Annotated in this window: 11 protein-coding genes; 2 read left to right on the top strand and 9 right to left on the bottom strand. The window is 62.9% G+C overall.

The window, feature by feature from the left end; all coding sequences use genetic code 11:
• Positions 1 to 47: 47 nt before the first annotated feature.
• Positions 48 to 1,544, bottom strand: a complete 1,497-nt coding sequence (locus EKO23_RS01895) for an LGFP repeat-containing protein (RefSeq protein ID WP_134713513.1) — start codon at positions 1,542 to 1,544, stop codon at positions 48 to 50.
• A gap of 441 nt (positions 1,545 to 1,985) precedes the next feature.
• Between EKO23_RS01895 and EKO23_RS01890 the strand changes: the two genes are divergently transcribed.
• Positions 1,986 to 3,701: an esterase/lipase family protein gene (locus tag EKO23_RS01890; RefSeq protein WP_134713511.1), complete on the top strand. Its 1,716-nt coding sequence runs from the start codon at positions 1,986 to 1,988 to the stop codon at positions 3,699 to 3,701.
• 172 nt (positions 3,702 to 3,873) lie between these two features.
• On the opposite strand, the gene EKO23_RS01885 is transcribed toward EKO23_RS01890, so the two are convergent.
• Entirely contained in the window at positions 3,874 to 4,608 is a 735-nt protein-coding gene (locus EKO23_RS01885) for a DUF6994 family protein (protein ID WP_134713509.1), read from the bottom strand.
• A 934-nt stretch (positions 4,609 to 5,542) separates the two neighbouring features.
• On the opposite strand from EKO23_RS01885, the gene EKO23_RS01880 reads away from it, so the two are divergent.
• Positions 5,543 to 6,016 (top strand): hypothetical protein, encoded by a 474-nt coding sequence (locus tag EKO23_RS01880; protein WP_134713507.1) that lies wholly within the window; start codon positions 5,543 to 5,545, stop codon positions 6,014 to 6,016.
• A 1,023-nt stretch (positions 6,017 to 7,039) separates the two neighbouring features.
• Here EKO23_RS01880 and EKO23_RS01875 read toward each other — a convergent pair.
• From EKO23_RS01875 to EKO23_RS01845, 7 genes are all read right to left on the bottom strand, one after another.
• Positions 7,040 to 7,843, bottom strand: a complete 804-nt coding sequence (locus EKO23_RS01875) for a hypothetical protein (RefSeq protein ID WP_134713505.1) — start codon at positions 7,841 to 7,843, stop codon at positions 7,040 to 7,042.
• A 167-nt stretch (positions 7,844 to 8,010) separates the two neighbouring features.
• Positions 8,011 to 8,535, bottom strand: a complete 525-nt coding sequence (locus EKO23_RS01870) for a hypothetical protein (protein ID WP_134713504.1) — start codon at positions 8,533 to 8,535, stop codon at positions 8,011 to 8,013.
• Positions 8,536 to 8,611: 76 nt separating this feature from the next.
• Positions 8,612 to 9,136, bottom strand: coding sequence for a hypothetical protein (locus EKO23_RS01865; protein WP_134713502.1), 525 nt, complete (start codon positions 9,134 to 9,136; stop codon positions 8,612 to 8,614).
• Between the two features lie 367 nt (positions 9,137 to 9,503).
• Complete coding sequence (locus EKO23_RS01860) at positions 9,504 to 11,513, bottom strand: ATP-dependent nuclease (protein WP_134713500.1); 2,010 nt, start codon at positions 11,511 to 11,513, stop codon at positions 9,504 to 9,506.
• 211 nt (positions 11,514 to 11,724) lie between these two features.
• On the bottom strand, positions 11,725 to 12,762 hold the full coding sequence (locus tag EKO23_RS01855) for an Eco57I restriction-modification methylase domain-containing protein (RefSeq protein ID WP_134713498.1): 1,038 nt from the start codon (positions 12,760 to 12,762) through the stop codon (positions 11,725 to 11,727).
• Position 12,763: 1 nt separating this feature from the next.
• Positions 12,764 to 16,096: a DEAD/DEAH box helicase gene (locus tag EKO23_RS01850; protein WP_134713496.1), complete on the bottom strand. Its 3,333-nt coding sequence runs from the start codon at positions 16,094 to 16,096 to the stop codon at positions 12,764 to 12,766.
• Positions 16,089 to 16,871, bottom strand: coding sequence for a DNA methyltransferase family protein (locus EKO23_RS01845; RefSeq protein ID WP_134713494.1), 783 nt, complete (start codon positions 16,869 to 16,871; stop codon positions 16,089 to 16,091). Before EKO23_RS01845 ends, EKO23_RS01850 begins: the two co-directional genes overlap by 8 nt.
• Positions 16,872 to 17,097 lie beyond the last annotated feature (226 nt).

Here is a 17,097-nt window from a genome sequence, read left to right as displayed (position 1 = left end):
TCGCGTGTCCACCTTAGATTGCAGCTTGCTGCCGCGGCCGATCGAGCTCATTGGCCCGGCAACCGCACGCGGCCGAGCCGGCCCGTAGCGCTCTCGCGCATCCCGGTCAGGGCGTCTAGGGGTACGCCGTCGCTCACAACCTGGGTCTGCGCGTCCCACCAAACGAAACCGTGCTCGAAGCGCTGGCAGCGGTCGAGGTCGTGCCCAGGCCACCGTGACGGATCGAAGTTCTCCTCGTCCGTGATTGGGAACCCGAGTTTGCCCGTGCAGCCGCCGAGTTCGGCGTACTTGCGAAAGATGCCGCCGTACACGACATGCGCGCCAGTCTCCGGCGTGTAGAAGACGCCACCTATCTGCTTACCATCGCCGTCGTTCGCGAAGCGCCAGCGGCTGCCTTCTCGGCCCTCGTCACGGTCGTACTCCATGTCTAGCGGCAGGCCGAAGAGGGCGCGCAGCCACGCTCGTGCTCGGGAGTCATGCAGTTCGACTTGCGCGATCTTGTCGCCCAGCGGGTCGAGCGACTCAACTCTGTCGGGCCAGTTGATAACGGGGAACTCAAGACCTTCGAGTGTGCACTGCTTGATGTCTTGGTTGCAGGCGTGTGCCGCTTGCGCCCACTTCGTCATCGTGCCGTGAAGCTGCTGGCGCATCGTGGTCAGCGCCAGCAGGTCCGGGTTCACGAACTGCTGAGGGTTGTCGAGGATGTACTGCAGACGGGTCTTGGCCTGGATGGCCTTGAGGACGTTCTGACCGCACGTCTCGATGGTGTGGCGGCGCACCATCATCTCTGCGTCGGTGGGAGCCGGTGGGAGGGGAAACTCACGCCAAGGTTTGGCCGTCACCTGGTGCGGCACACCCGCGTTCAGCACCGCGGCCGGAAAGGACTTGAAGAGACTAATCGCTTCTTCCGGGTTCGCGGGAATCACGACGCCTCGGCCACCGGAGATGAAGGCCGAAATTCGTAGGTCGGACTTGGACTGGGCCGACTGGACGACGGATGTGAAGGACCCCGAGATCTCCCCTCCGGCGATGAGGCCCCCGACGGCACCGTTCAACTCCGCCGACACCGTCCGCGAGGATGATTCGTCTCGCGTGTGGAACATGAAGAGGATCGCGAGTGATCCGCCGGTGTACACCTCGTCGACGAAACAATCACCGAACGACTGACGAAACTCCTCCGGATTATTGCGGTACATCACTTCCGCGGCGCCCCTCAATTTGGGCTTCTGCATGTAGCGCGGCGGATTGGACGCGTGCGCGGAAAGCATCATGTAGACCGAAGACTCGTTGATGGCGTTCTTCTCCGCGAAGTCCATGCGGCCGTCCACGTTCGCCAGTCCGTATCGGACCGAGGCCGACACGGACAGATCGAGCGATTCACTCAGCTCTTGTTGGGTGGTGATGACTCGAAACTCAGCGGTGACTGTTTGCCCGCCCTCGGCGTCGGTGACCCCCGCATACTCAATCGCCTCTCCCTTGGCCAATTGCAAGACGGTGTCGACACCCACGCCCAGCCGGACCCCGTGGTCGAGGGACAGCTTCATGAGACGACTCCTTCGTGAGGCTCACGCGTCACTTGCCGGGTGGCAACGCATCGCACCGAGACTCCGAACTTGAATCGTCTGCTCACGGTAACCGCGGCACATGCATCTGACCTTCACAGTGACAGCGGACCTTCTTGATCGCCATGCTCCGATCGGGCCATCTGCCACGCCAATTCTTGGACCTACCCTCGGATCCCAAGCGAAGCATGTGGGAAGGCGCGCTGGTGCCCGGTCGGTCCACCGCCGCGACTCCCAGGCCAGGGCGGACGGGACTCCATTCGGAAAGGCGTATCTCGACGACGGAGTCGAGGGGGACGTGCGGTCAGTCCTGTTCCGCAACACTGCCGCAGGTCCGGGACACATGGGCTAGTGCGATGAGGCTATGGACCCAAACGCCGCGAGCCCGATGAAGTGAGCTAGGCAACTTCCTCGGGAGGCAGCGTGAGCGCAACAGCCGAAATCAACTCAGGCGGAGATGACGCTGATACCGGCACGGTCATTCCCCGCCCATTGATCCTGGTCCGCGGATTCGGTGGCGTCGATGTCGATGATGAACGACGCAACGCATACCAAGGATTCAACGAAGGCACCGTGTATCCAGGTCGGCGAGGGCAGAACTTCATCTACGAGGGGTTCGTCCTGCGTGCGCTGAAGTCACCCCGCTACCAGTACACCGACGCCACGAACGTCGTCGGTTACTACAGCAAGCCTATCGACGCTCCGAGTGCGGATATCGACCTTGGCGGCTTCGCCGGGGGTGATGTCGGCGGCGACACCGTGGTCATCGACCCGAGCACCGCGAAGATCGTGCTGGCGAACGGCCTGGCCGGGACCATCTGGGTCTATCGCTACTACGACCTCGACCCGCGCAGCCTGGCCAACTACGGACGTGGCCTTGCACGCTTGATATACCTCATTGAGGCGGCGGCCGGCGTGCACAAGCTTCCGTTCCAAGGAGTCGATGTCGTTGCGCACAGCATGGGCGGACTGGTCGTCCGCGATGCCCTGCACCAGATGGACGCCGCGGAGAAGAAGTCGGCTGAACGACTTGTCCACAAGATCGTGACCCTTGGCACGCCGCATCGCGGTATCGCGTTCCAGGTTCTGCCGCGCTGGCTCGTCTCGGCACTCCCGAAGGTGGGGAAGGCGAAGAACGAGCTGGCGGCGTTTGACCCTGACGGCGTTGCGTTCAACGACATAGCCAACGTGTTTCCGATGGAGCGAATCCTCACTGTCGTCGGCACGAATTACCGAACGTATAACGTCGGCGTCTCCTCTTTGGCCAACCGTCTCTCGTCGCTGTTCGACGAGGGCACGCTGGCGACCAACAAGAGTGATGGCTTGGTCAAGCAGGCCGCAGCACAGCTACCTGGCGCGCCCAGGACCTTCGTGAACAAGTGCCACGGAGGCCCCGATTCGCTGGTCACGTCCCGTGAGGCTTACGAGATCAGCATGCGCTTCCTCAACGGAACACATCGGGTGAGGCTGTGGCTCGACGAGGCCGAGATCAGCCGCGGCAAGGACTGGTTCGGCAAGTCTGAGTTCTACTTCGGTGCCTCCATCAAGCCCAGAGGCTTGGACTTCGAACTGTTTCACCAAAGCGCCGAAGCAGAGAATTGCTACGGCCCCTTCCGACGAGTTGACCTCGCGGACGGGCCCTACGACCTCGCAAAGGCGCTTACCAAGCCGTTATCAGATCCGGGTGACGACACCACATGGTGGGCCGGCCCCGACCGCCTCATCTGGGATGGCTGGATCGACGAGCGTGACGTCCTGGACCCCAGCCACCCGGACATGGTGTTCCGTCTCGACCTGTACGTCGGCGAGCGCGACAGCCGGGGTTTTGGGTTTTCCGACAACGTCATCTTCCGCAAGCAGTACTACGTCCAGGCCTTCCCTGGAAGTCCCATTCAGGTGTTCGTCCACACGAACGAGGAGCTGTTGGGGCCGAGGGCAGACCGATCGGTGGCGGTTGCCAGAACCAGGGCCGCCGGCGCCGACAGCACAGACTTCAACGGCGTGGTGACGGAATCCGGAGGCCCATCGCCTGCGGTCCAGCGCGCTGCCGCATCGGACACCGGGTGGAGGTTTCAGGTTGCCGGGACCGGGTTCACCGCGACGTTGCGAGTAGGCATCGAGCGGATCAGTCAGGAGTAGTACGGCGGGCCAAGGTGGCCCGGTGGCCATGGTGTCCCAAATCCGACGCTAGGCCGGGCACCAACAGCATGCGAGCGGGCGTAGGGCGGGCGCCAGCGCCGAAACTTCCGATACGAAGAGTGTTCGCGGACCTGCGTCTTACCGCCGCGTAGGCGCTCGACAAGACTGGCAGTTACTCGGCCGGCACAACTTGGTTGCGTGCGTTGCACCAGTTGCGGATGCGGTCGTTCCTCGCCGCGACGAATGATGCGACGTTGGCGAGGTAGCGACGATAGGCATCGAGCGTCTGCGGCAACGGCGGCCGCTCGAATGACCATTGACGTTCGGTCGACCCGTCGAGCCAACGTACGGACCCACCAGACACGAGGTCTTGCAGGTGGAAGAACTCGACGAACTCGGAGAAGCCATCTGCTCCGGATCCAAAAAGTCCGAAGTAGCGTGCGTCCTGCCTCAGCACGTCTGCCAGCGGGCTTCCGTCCTGGCCGAGATAGTGCTGTCGAATGCACTCGAGTGTGAGGTCGAACCTGTCCGCGATGTTGCGGGAGGTACCTCGGCGCTGGTTCAAGGACTGAGGCCGGGTCGGGAAGATGACGAACCCGCCGATCGTGTAGAACGCACGGTCATACGCCCGCCGCTCTCCCTCTGTTAGGGACTCCCAGAGTCCTGCAACGCCGAGACGCCGGTAGTTCGCGTGTGTTGTGGCAATGGTGTCGCTCGAGACGCGCACGCCGTCGTGGACCAAGCAGGATGTTCCAGGCTCCAACGCCCAGACGATCCGACTTCCGCCGGACACCGACTTGCTCCATAGCTGCTGATGCCAGGTCCGCAAGCGAAGGCTGTCTCGGTCGGCGTCGCTGACGAAGTCAGGATCGTCGTAGAAGCAGAAGTCGACGTCGATCTGGTCCACAGCCTCAACATAGTGAGGACCGCCGACGGCGGTCGGTGGTGATCACCCAGTACGCGCGTCTTAACGCCGCGTCCGTGCCGTGGCGAGGAACTTCGAATCTGGTGCGGATTCGGGCCAAACAAGAGACGTCCGCGGCCACAGCGACACTGACGAAAACCTTGTAGCAGCCAGTTGGGCTGCCTTTTGTCGGCACATCTGGGCCATTGTTCACTCTGAATGCGAGGAGCCGGCCGTCACGCACCGGGTCTTCCACTGTTCTCGACGGCTGGGCATCCGCAGACGGTGCCAGTTGACAATACATTCCCACAGCCGGTGCACACCAAATAGGTCGAACCGGGGAGGACCTGAGCGTTCTCCGAGTCCTGGCGCTTTGACTCGCGAAACATGGCCTCCCCACGACTCGGAATCGCCAGGGCGATCTCCAACCATTCCGTGGCACTGAAGCGTGAGTGACGGACCACGAGCTCCCGCGCGGCCTCCCACAAGAGGGCGACTGGCAGACACCTCAGAGCCCAATGGGCCCTTCCGCTACTTAAGGAGGCAACCTCCTCGTCGTGCAATCGTCGCCCGTAGACCGTCGACGCGATCTCGACTAGCTGGCTTGCCTCCGTTTGCACCCTGCCGAATCGCGCCCCCACGCCAATCCACCCCTCGTCAAACCTGTTGCCACGGTGTGTGCTGCTGGGCCAAGAGCAGCGCTCGACATCATGGCGATCGGATAGGCCAGTATCGAGAACCCCGGCCACCGAAGGTGTCGAACTGCAAAACTCGTTCGCTCTGCCTCCACCATCTGCGTCTCGACATTGGCTTATGGGGTAGGGAACGAGTCCGGTGGCGCGGACTTCCCGGGCACGCGGTTAGACGCCGTCCGTCGATCGTGGGTCTGTGGTCGCAAACGTCCTCCCTTTGGATCTCAGGACGACATGATGGCCGCGTGCAAATGCCTGCCTGGATCGACACACCTGTCCCTGCCGTCGGCTTAGAAGCCCATCACGACGCGGTTGGGCGCCTCGTCGTCGCCACACAGGAGGTTGAGGCGTGGCTCGCGTTCATCTCGTACCGACTGGGTGCAACCCCGAGCTACGCCGACTCCGCCCGCCTTCGCGCGACGCAACTGGTCGTAAGGCTTCGACAGTCCGCGAGCAGGGTTCCTGCCCAGGATCGAGACGACCTGCTCTCCACCCTTCGGCGCACGTCCGCAATCCTCAACTTCCGCAACGCCGTCGTTCACGCCATGCCCAGGCGATTCGAGGACGGCGCCCTACGCGAAGAGCATCAACTCCAGCCGCCTCCGAGTGAGCACTTCCCGGTCGAGATGCTGATTGGTGCGGCCTTGGCGGCCCAGTCGGTCGCGGGCTACCTCCAATCGAAGGCGGGCGCCTGGTCACAGTCGTTCATCGACATCTAACGCAACTGGTCTCTCGCATGACGGCGAAGGTGCGTCTTACCGCCGCGACTTGGCGCTAGGGGTTCGCGTCACGAATAGACCGAGATGGCGCAGGAGATGGAGCGTGAGGCTCGGAGGGCACAGACTGCTCCGCCAACCTGTCGATCATTGGTTGAACCTCGTGGACGACGTGGCGTTCGGCTTGGCCGATCAGCCACAGCCGGGCCGGCGAGTACACCGCGATCGCAATCAGCGCCGCATACCCGAAGGGCCGTACCCAATGTCTCGGGACCAGCCCGAGATAGGGCTCACCGTCGAAGAGATCCATGCTTCGGATCATGCAAGAGACCACTGACATACTCCTTGAAGGCGAGAGGAACGACCGTGCACAGACGGTCGACGGCAATGTGGCTGCGCCTTTTCGCCGCGTGAGTCCGATGCCTCACGATCCGCTCGCGAACGAGGTCGGGACCGGTTATCGGTGCCTCCGTCTGGAATGGAATCGCTGCGACAAGACACCTACCTCGTCATTCACCGCCACCAGATCATTGATGACTCTGCGCAACTCGCCTTTGGTTACGAACTCGCCTTGCATCCACTCTGCTGGCGCGTCTCGACGCTTCAAGGTCCGAGGTCGCCATCTGAACGCGATTCGGAGTGATGGCTCGGGCCAGAGACTATGGACGATTGCGTTGCGGTCCTCGAGAGTCGACTTGGCACGCGCCAGGAGGTCGCGGGCATCTGCTCCGATTCCATCTGGCGCGCTGGCCAGCCTTCTCTCAATCAAGGTCAGCAGTTGAGCGACAGGCTTGCCAGCGTGCAGCCCCTGGGGTTCTTCGTCGACCGACCAGAGCAACTCAAGTAGTCGCTGCTCCAGGAGGGCCCCCAGCATCGTCACTCGCCCAATCACCGCGTAGAACTGACCGGGAACCGGCCCAAAGAATTGGTCTGGGATTCCATACGGATCAGGCATGGCCCCATGGTGCCGCTATCGGTCCGGGATCCCACAGGAGCATGCGTCTTTCCGCCGCCTAGGCATGCTGGTCAAGACCTCCCGCTGTCGGAAGTCAAGTAGGGCAGAGTGCGATCTAGGAACTCCTGAGCCTGGGACTCGCCGAGAGCCAAGACCGAATCAATTGGCCACGATGTGGTCCCGTCCAGGCTGATCCCTACCCTGACAGTGTGGTCATCAACCCGTCGGGCGTCCTCTTGCAGGGACGCTAGTTGCGGGAGCTGGGTAAGAAGCAGAGCGAACTCGCGAAAGGCGGCACGCATCTGATCCAACCCGTTCTTGATGACCGCGAAATCAACGGGGTGCTCCCATGCCCATGGATCGACCTGAGGATCAACCGATCGATGCCCTGCCCACTTGTTTCGCCAGTATCGAATAGCTGAAATCTCGGGGGACTTGATTGTGATCACTGAGTTGCGAATACCCGCGACTAACTGCCGTGCCGCCTCCCGATCTGCCGCCGAGCCGAACGTGGGGTCCTTGAGGCAACCAGTGATCAGGTCGAGTGCGTTGGCGAGAGAGCTGGAGCCTTTGCCGGCCTGGTCGTAGGTTGCCGCTGCGTCGAGCACCGCCTTCTGCGCGATGCTCACGGCCAAGTGATCCAAGGCCGAAGCCAGAGGGTGATGACCGAGTTCAGCAGAGCGCTGGCGGAGCTGAGGTGCAGCCGTTTTCGCGAATCCCAGCGAAATACAGGCCAAGAGGTACGCGGAGAAGGCATCCTCAAGCCGCTCTCCCACAGGAACCTGGGCAAGAGCTTGGGCGAGATCCTCCTCATCCAGCGGTTGAGCCGAAGATGAGGATTGCCCAGGCTGCGTGGCCGCGGAGTCAGTGCCCATGTTGGGACCGTACACATGAGCCTGCGCTGAATCTTGGACGCGAAGAACGCCAACACATTGGGTTCGGAGGTCACATCAATGCCCACGACTGCGCTCTCCCAGCTGCCGGAGAGAAGTACGCGGCCCAGGCGCATCCTTCCCCCGCCTTCAGGCGCACCTTCATAGACTTAGCTGCGAGGTGCGCGCTCGTGAGTCGTGCCGATCTTCGCGATCTCCGCGCGCGCGACTCGACGACCTTGGTGGCTCGCGCCGAGCCAAAGGTCGACGTCCGTCAGCATCAGCAGCGCTACCGAGAGTTCGTCTCGATCGACAGGTGACTTCGCCATCAGAACCGCGGAAATGGTGTCGAGCGCGTCGTCGATCTTCTTCCGCAGCTCTGGCCAGTCCGTGGACGCGAGGGACGACGCCTCGCGTCCCGCCGCGTACAACTCGGCTACCCGGTCGTACATCTCGCCGAGCGAGTGGAAGTCGTTCGCGAGCTTTAGGCCGAGGACCCACACCACCGACGAGAGCCGAGCAACCGCTGCCCGAAGGGCAGCCGCCTGGGCCATCTTTCGCTCATGCCGGATCGTCCACGCCACCGCGAACGCCGTCATCAACCCACCGATGACACCCCCAACGATGCCATCAAGCGCGACGGCCCACCACCACGCGCCGTCGTCTAGGTGGCCACCGATCCAGTTTTCCGTCATGCCACGGAACGTAGCGGGCCCGCATCCCTCTGCGTCGGTATCGCTGGACGGGAGCCCGACCGGAGTCCGATGACCGTCAGGGACCGAGTTGACGACTTATCGGCCAGCGGAATGTGACGCGTCGGCGCTTCTTCACCACGAACTGCTCAGGCTCCGTCATCCACGCGACGGCAAAGGACGAGAGCGATCCGAGCGCTTCGAGCGCTGCGTTGCGTTGCTCGATCCATTCGCCGCGCCGGCCCAACGTTGAGGCCGCAAGGCGGGCGCGCAACCCGTCGAGCAACTGCGCTGCGTCGGGCTCGTCGTCAGAGATGCCGGCCCAAAGATCCAAGGAGCTGGCCTGGATCAGTCGCACCTGGGCCGCCCAGCTTCGGAGGTCACCACGGTCGACCTCGTCCGGGATGGCCGAAGCGACCTCCTGACTTAGGACGGTCGCCATCTCGCTCAGGCGCGCGGCTGACGCGTGCAACCTCTGGAGTCGCGCCGACCGTTTCTCGTGCCGCAACGTCGCCCACACTGCTGCGCCCGTCGCCGCGCCGCCGATGACCCCACCGAACAGACCGTCGAGCAAAACGCCCCACCAGGTGTCTCCCGGACTCATGGCCGTACCGTACAGACAGGAACCCTGAAGTACGGGCGCTCTCAGTCCGTCTGCCTGCGCGTGAATCGTCATCTCTGGCGGTAGGACGTCGAGAGCCGGGCTCGCTGCACCGTCGGCGCGCGCGAAGCCCGACTCTGAGTCAACCTGACGCCGTCTTTCCTGGCTGGGGAGGCGCGCCCGACCGGCGTCGACCGCGACTACTTCTCGAAGTGTCCATAGGGTCGGAGTTCATCTCGGTCGCCGTCGCCTTCGGATGGGTGCTCATCGGTGCCAGACTGACGTGCGTCATACCGCCGCGTTTACGCCGGATGCGAAGGTTGCCTTACGGTTCGTCTGCCGCCCGCCCAGGCTCCATCTCAAGGCCGGGCTAGCCGACGCGCGCCTGAACTGTCTTGAATAACTGCAGGAAGTCACCGGGGATCGCGTCCAAGCTATTCGCCGCCTTCAGGATGTGCTCGGAGCTCAGGTCAGCGTTGTGGGGGCGGCCTCGCAGCCACACCTTGAAGTCCCTTGCAGTTGCCCCGGGACGGTCTTTACGGGCGTCGGCATGCTGAGAACGAAGGTCCGCCCAGCTCGCTGCACCTGGGACGAAGGTGTCGACGGGTAGGTAGTCGAGCACGTCCTTAGCAGTGAGTCCGAAGGCCGTGAATCGTCGAATGGTTCCGCTTTCAACGCAGCGCTGAATGAGCTCCCTCAACTTGTCCCATTCGTGGCTGCCCAAGAAGGTTGGGCGATTGAGCAGGCGTACGGCTTCGTCCACGAGGCCACTCTCCGACAGGACTGTGACCTTCTTCATCAGGTCGTTCAACTCGGCCGTGGCAATGTTGTCGAACACTACGAAGATGTGCGCAGGCGTGTAGTCGAACAACACACCGAGGGCTGCCGGCGACACGTGATGGGTCCCGCGCAACGCCCGCGTCTCGACTCTCAGCGCCTCGAGCTCGGCACCGAGGAGCGCCTCGAGCACAAGGGTGTCGTGCAGCCCCTCAACCAGAACCAAGCCCCGCTGTCGCCTGAGCAGATCACTGGGCAACAAGCCAAGTTCTTCGAGATGCTCCCGCGAAGCGGACGTCAGTTCCGACACCGACCGGGTGCCTGACGTACGCGCGACCTCGTAGACATTGGCTGTCGGGACGTTGAGCAATTCAGGTGAGTGGGTTGCCAGCAGAACGTTGGTGGCACCATCGGACGGCAGGGTCGCCACATACTCGGCCATCTGTGCCTCGGCAGAACGATGCAGGGCAGCTTCGGGCTCATCGAGCAGCAGCAGGCGCTGCCCCGGTCCCTGGGGATCTGCGGCATCGAGCGCGCGCTGAATACCCCAAACCGCCCAGCGCCGCTGAGCGGTGCTCAGTTCGTCGATTCGCCTAGTGCGATAGATCGGATCGAAGCCGGTTCCGCCACGAGTGGGTGTCGCAACGTAGTGATCATGGTCGACGAACCACTGCACGGTTTCGTCCAGCCCGGCGACCGAGACGTGCAGTCGAAGTGTCGGCGCGTCCTGCAGCGCTCGAGCGAAGTGCAGGTTTGCGACAGCCTCCACTTGACGCACGGCGTCGGTGAGCGCGGGGCTCGCGGCGACTTCGTTGCCGACTACTTCCAGATCCTCATCGACCGTGGAGGAGAGTAGTATCCGCGTGGCCTCATTGATGTCGTCGACCGCTGTGGCAAGGCTTGGGGTCAATCGAGGAAGACGCCGATGATGCCCGGCGTAGTACGCCGGCATGTCGAGAACTCCAATGCCACCGAGAGCGGCACATGCGACCGTTCGGTCGTCGCCGATCCTTCCAGCAGGCGAGACGCAGATGATGCCCGTCTGAGCGTAGACCTCGTCATCGTGGGAGTTCTCGTAGGCCTCATACAGTGCGAACTCGCTCGTCGCGTAAGGGCACTCCGGGCCTGTCACCAGCGCCGGCGCGGACACCCACTGGGGGAGGTCCGCCTCGCCAGCGGCTGCAACGAGCAGGAGTCTGTATCGCAGCCAGTCGCCGACTAAGCCAGCCGACCGGCCCGGCAAGACGTAACGGTCGGCGAACTCCGACTCCTCGGGGTCAAAGCAGGAGCGAACCCATGCCGTCAGGGCCGCCTCTGTGCCTCGATCAGCCCATCTTCCGCGCGCCCGTTCCCAGTCTTCATCCCAATCATCGAGGCCCTCCACGGGCATCCTGGAAGACCCGTTCGTGTCTGCGGGGAGCTGGATCAACGCCTCAAGGGGGCTTTGTTGGCCCTTCCAGAACCGCTGGATCTCCGCGATTGTCCGGGACTTCCCGGCCCCGTTGAGGCCGTACAAGACACTTAGGCCGTCGCAAACCGAGATCAACGCAGGCACGGCAACCTGGCTGTCGCGCACGAAGAAGCCCAAGAGCCGGATGCCCACCGAGTCTGGTCGCTCAAGCACACCGCCAGCCTACGGACCTTGCGAACCGAGTGCCCGCTCAGCTCGCGGACTGCGCGGTCATCCAAGACTGCCTGATGGGATTACCTATCCGATTCACAGATCGGTCACCTCCACTCGGACTAATACGATCGACCGCCGAACTAGGAGAGTCGGCCTTGACTGCTACAACAAGACCTCTCTTCTCCGGCGGTCATTCCATCGGCTTGACATTGGCTTCGACGAAGGCAATCTCCTCGGCGTCGAGCCCGTACTTGGCGTAGAGCTGGGCGTCGATCTCGGGGATCGACTTGTTCCAGTCGATGTCGGAGCTGTCTGTGAAGTCCTGGAGTGGTACGTGCTTCCAGGTGCGTGCCGGGTTATCCTGCGTCACCTTCGAGACGCCGAGCATTGTCCGAGCGAACTTGCTCTTGATGTACTTCTCGCAAGCCTCTGCGGCGTCGCGGGAGTCGAAGGCTCCGATGGTGATGAACGTGCCCTGGACTCCAACGCCGGGATCGAGCACGACGAGTTGCGAGAGCGTCTCGCCGAAGGTGCCCGAGCCATTCGCTTTCGGCACCGCAACCTTGAACTTGTCGAATGACTGGGGACCGTCGATGTATGCCCGGCGAATCCAGCGGGTCGTCCGTGCTGTACCAAACCTACCGAGAATTTGGGCGTACTGATGGCCGTCCTCTGGCCTGGATGCGTGCCACAGGAACGGCAGCCGCGTGAACGTCCTCGCGTCGGGCTTGTACGGGTTGCCCTCCGACATCAATGAGCGTGCCTGCGGGTTCTCGGAGTGCATCAGGTCTGTGAATCGGTACTGACGGTCGTTCGTTATCTCCAACTGCGTCAAGGAGCCGTCCCCGCGTCCCGAGACCCTGTGGAGGATCGAGTTCAGCTCAGGGTATTTCGTGAACGTTCCTATCGGCTCTCCCTCCTTGGATGCGTCGCGGTAGGTGACAACGACACCGCCTTTGATGTCGGTGCCAGGAAACAGTTCGCCGCTGTTTGGAACGTAGATCGGGACCGACACGTGCGGGTCGGCGAGCATCTTGGCGTTCCAGTCCTTGTTCGTGTAGCCGGCGTTGAACAGGAAGCGCGCGGGGGTGATGAGCACAGCCTTGGTGCCGACCTCGTAGGCGGCATCCATGAACTTGTCATAGATGGGCATGTTGTGTGTCGACTCGCCGACTGAATCCTCCTGGTAGGGAGGGTTGCCGATCACGACATCGAACTTCCTACTCATGTCAGTTGTCTCCCAGCATCTCGTCTACAACCCGATCGCGTTCCGCGGTGGTCATGCGGGCGAGGTTCCCGACCCGGAAGTGCCCAGAATCCACGAGCCATGCCCGGCGCTCGGGCACGCCGCCGCTGACGGCCTCCAAGGTGATGTCGTGCAGGATCTCGTTGTGGCTCATCTCGAACACCTGACGGGTGAGGATGTGCCGTAGCCGCTCGTCCTGGTCAGAGATGGCGTCAACTAGGCCCCTGTCGAGCCGGCGCACGAGCTCCATCAGGAACAGACCAGCGGTCGAGAACAGGTCGGCGAACGTCTTTTCCGGGTCAGAGAAGATACCCGGGTTCTCGGCCTCTAGCGTGTCGCACATCATTTGCACGACCGGCTTCGGGGTGAACACCAGCGAAGTCTTCTGCTGGGGGATGTACGCGAAGATGTCCTCAGTCAGGTCCGGATCGAAGTAGTTCGCTAGCTCAGCCTTCGTGTTGAGGAACTCCTGGATCGCCTGATTGAACACCTCCTCGTCGAAGAGCCCCGCAACCTTGGTGACCTCGCCGGTCTTCGGGTCGGTCACCTCGCGGCCGTCGCGGAGCTTGCAGAAGTCTTCCTCGGTGATCCCAGTGATCTCCTGGAACACGTCGTCCGGGGTGTAGTCATCGAAGTTGGTAAGCGTGGTGCTCCGGTCGCCGTAGGCCATGAGGAACATCGGGATGGTCCGTGCAAACCCCCGGAGGTGGTCGCGGGCGGCGTCCATCGTCTTGTTCACCTCCGACTGGGCCTTCTTGGTCTCCTCACGCTTGACGAGGGTCTCGGTGACGTTGTCGAGCGTCTCGTGGAAGATCGAGAGCACCTGCGCGTCGAGTTCGGCCTTCGCCTCGGCCTTCTTCGCCTCGATCGCCTGGAACTCGGCTTCAGTTGCGGCTTCCTTGGCTTCGGCGTCGATGTGGCTGAGCGCGATTTGGTGGTCGACGTAGGCGCGATCCACCTTGGCCTTCACCTGCGCCTCGGTGGCCTTCTCGTCGTTCTGGACCTGCCTGGCCGTCATGCCGTACTCGGCCGCGGCCTTGGCCCGCGTTTCGCGTGCCTTCTCCGTGACGATCGCGGCAACCTGTCTGGCCGCCTCGGCCGCCTTCGTCGTGGCCGGGTCGAGCGGCGGCACGTCTCCGTCGGAGTAGACCGGCTTGCCCAGCTCGGCGACCTTCGGGTTGATGACAGTGCCGACGTCGACCTGAACGTTTCCATCTGCGTCCGTGGTCGGTGGCGGCACCGGGACCTCAACCGGCTTGCCCTTCTCGACCTTCTTCTCCTTGGCGGCAGGAAGTTGGTTGAGGATGTCTTGGAAGTGCTCCACGGCCCGGAAGATGCCGGATACGTTCGCGAACAGCAGGTTCGACAGGAAGCCCCGCCGCACGACCTCACGAGCCTTGAATACCTGCGGGAACGTGAGCACCTGGGCGGCGTCGAGCTCGATCATGCGGCCTTCGGTGTCCTCACCCAGGATGGGGAAGAAGTTCAGCAGCCGCCGGATGTTCTCCCTGCGCTCAGCGGCATCGATCGGTGGATGCGGGGCGAGGTTGTTCGCGAACGCGTCAAAGATCGTCAGCGTGCGCTCGGGTGCGAAGTCGAAGATGTAGGCGTTCTCCTTCTGGAACACCTTGGCGCCGTGCGTGAACGTGCACGGGTTCTGAGACCGGAACGCCGCCTGCATGTAGAGCGCGGGCGAGGACAGGTTGGACAGCATGATGACCGCCGTCCACTCCGGCACCGTCACGCCCGTCGTGAGCTGCCCCACCGACAGCGTGATCGTCTTTCCGCCGTCGGCCTCCGCCTTCGCGATGGCCGCGCGGACCTTGTCCAGCGACCTACCCACCGCCACCGAGTCGTCGGCGTCCTCGTCCAGGCCGTCGTTCTCGTCGGCATGGGTTCGGCCGTCGCCGGCCGCCAGGATGATCGTGTACTCGCCGAAGACAGGATGCGTCTTGAGCATCCGCTCCAGCGCCTTGGCAGAGGCGACACGGTTGAGCAGCCAAAACGAGTGCCGGATCTCGTCACGCAACTCCGGGGTGGAGAACGGGTACTTCTCCTGCATCGTCACGGCGTCCAAGAACCGCGCGACGTCAGCTTCGTAGACGAAGTAGCCGTTGTCCTTGGTCGAGAAGAACTCCGCAAGGTCGAACGTGTAGTCGACGTTCCCCTTCTCTTCGTCGAGGGCGACGCCCTCAGCGAGCCGGTCGGTGACCATGCGGGAGAGCTGGTAGGTCAGGAGGTTGAGGGTCGGGAGCGGGGCGTACGGGTTGTCCTGCGTCCCGTCGGACCACTGCTCCTTGGCCGTCTGCTCGTTCTCGTAGGTCCAGTTGAAGATCTGGTCCTCGCCGAAACGTCCTGACGCCAATGCCTTGAACGGTGTGCCTGACAGGTGAAGCGTGTGGTCGCGCTTGATCTGGTTGAACGCCACGTCGGTCTTCGTCGTGTCGACGCCTTCGTGGGCTTCGTCGATGACGAGTAGGTCCCAGTCAGCGTCGGCGATGTGCTTGAGTTTGTCGAAGGATCCGCCGAAGTACTGCGATCCCTTGAGGTCCTGGAGCGACACGAACTCGATGATGCGAGGGTCCTGGTCGACGTGCTGCAGTGAGTACGCCTTCCACTGCTCGCGTGTCATCGGGCTGCGCTGGGCGAGCGACGGCGAGTCGGACACGAACTGGTAGCTGGTCTGGTGGCCGATGAACCGCTGGTAGTCGTCGAACCAGGAGTTGGCGATGGCCGGGCGATTGGTGACGATCAACACACGCTTGACGTCCATCTTTCGCATGAGGTCGTACGCAGTCAGCGTCTTGCCGAATCGCGGTTTCGCGTTCCACAGCACCTCACCGGACCCTTGGGGGGCGAACGCCGTCATCGCCTGGCTGACCGCCTGCCGCTGCTCGGGCCGCAGCGTGTAGTCATCCTGCGACGCAGTCAGCGGTGTGGTGAAGGACTTCGATGCGAACTCGAGGAAGTACTGCTGGCTGGTCTTCGTGGCGCCGGCGAACTTGTGCCACTCCGTCCGGTGCGGAGTGGCGTTGGAGTCGAACTCGCGCTGGATTCCCTGCTGCTTGAGGAAGGCGTGGAAGTCGCTGTCGCGGAACGGCCCGCCGTCCTCGGTGATGAACGCTGCCCTGTACGCCCAGACCTTGATCTTCGTGATGTTGAGCTGGGACGCCTGCTGGGTGATGCGCTTGTCAGCCGAGTCCTGCTCGGTGTACCCGATCTTCTCCCACCCGTCGTACTTCGGTACGTCAGGGGTGCGCCACGAGTAGATGTAAGGGATGACCTCGCGGTAGGTGCTGATCTTCGGGCTAGTCATCGGCTTTCTCTTGTTCGTGGACCTTCTCAATTCGGCACGCCTGATAGCTGTCGGAGGCAGCGAAATTCATGGCGAAGTCGGTGGTGCTATGACGTAGCGACGCGAACGTGAATGGCTCGCGCTGAGCCATCCCGGGGGCCTCGGGGATGCGGTTCCACCAGGAGAACTGGATCTCCTCGCCGTGCCAGTCAAGGCCGGTCAGAGTGTCTCCACGAACGACGTTGGCGTCGATGAGGAAGGCCGCGGCCTGATGCAGGTTCGTACGCGGGCCACAGGGAATACCGTGTGCTTGGTGGAAGCTCAGAAATTCGGCCAGCATGATCGCCTTGGCATCCCGGTGGTTGTCTTCTAAAAGCTCGATGCCGTAGATCGACGCCACTGCGAACAGTGACTCCTGCGGCCACAGCGCAGGCGGGTACTCCTTCTCGATCGCATGGAGCTTGCGGCGCAGGATCGCGACCAAGAAGTTGCCGTGTCCGGCCGCAGGCTCGAGGAAGGTCTTGTCGACGAAGTCGCCGGTCTCCAAATCCTCGCGGACCAAGTCGAGCATGCGGTTGACCATGTGACGAGGAGTGAACACCTCGCCGTAGGTCCTGACGCGGTGACGCGACTTCACGACCTGCTCCTCGATCGTCTCTGTCACCGTCAATGGTGCCCTTCGTGCCGCCGACGATGAGCAACGGAACCCGGTGGCGGCGGGGGCGTCGGCCGACGTGTCGAGCAAGTCGGCGAACCGATCATACGGAGCAGCGCTCATTACCCCCGAGGAGACCACGCGGCGAACTCTAGTGAACGCGCCGCAGAGTTACCGACGATTGATGAGAACTGGGTCTGCACTAGGGCCGCGTCAGAGCGATCGACGACACCGGTAGCCCGGTCGGGCGTCCTCCGCGGCGATCGGATTCGTTATCCGATGCTCTCGGGGTGCCCCGAAGTTCGGATACCAGATCGACTGTCGGTGCCGGGCAACGGAGGGCGCTCGTAAGTCTGGTCAACCCGGC

The organism is Nocardioides guangzhouensis (genome assembly GCF_004519545.1).
In the GTDB taxonomy this organism is placed as follows: Bacteria; Actinomycetota; Actinomycetes; order Propionibacteriales; family Nocardioidaceae; genus Nocardioides; species Nocardioides guangzhouensis.
Note: the sequence above shows the minus strand (reverse complement) of the source record. Positions and strands in the feature narration are given on the sequence as shown.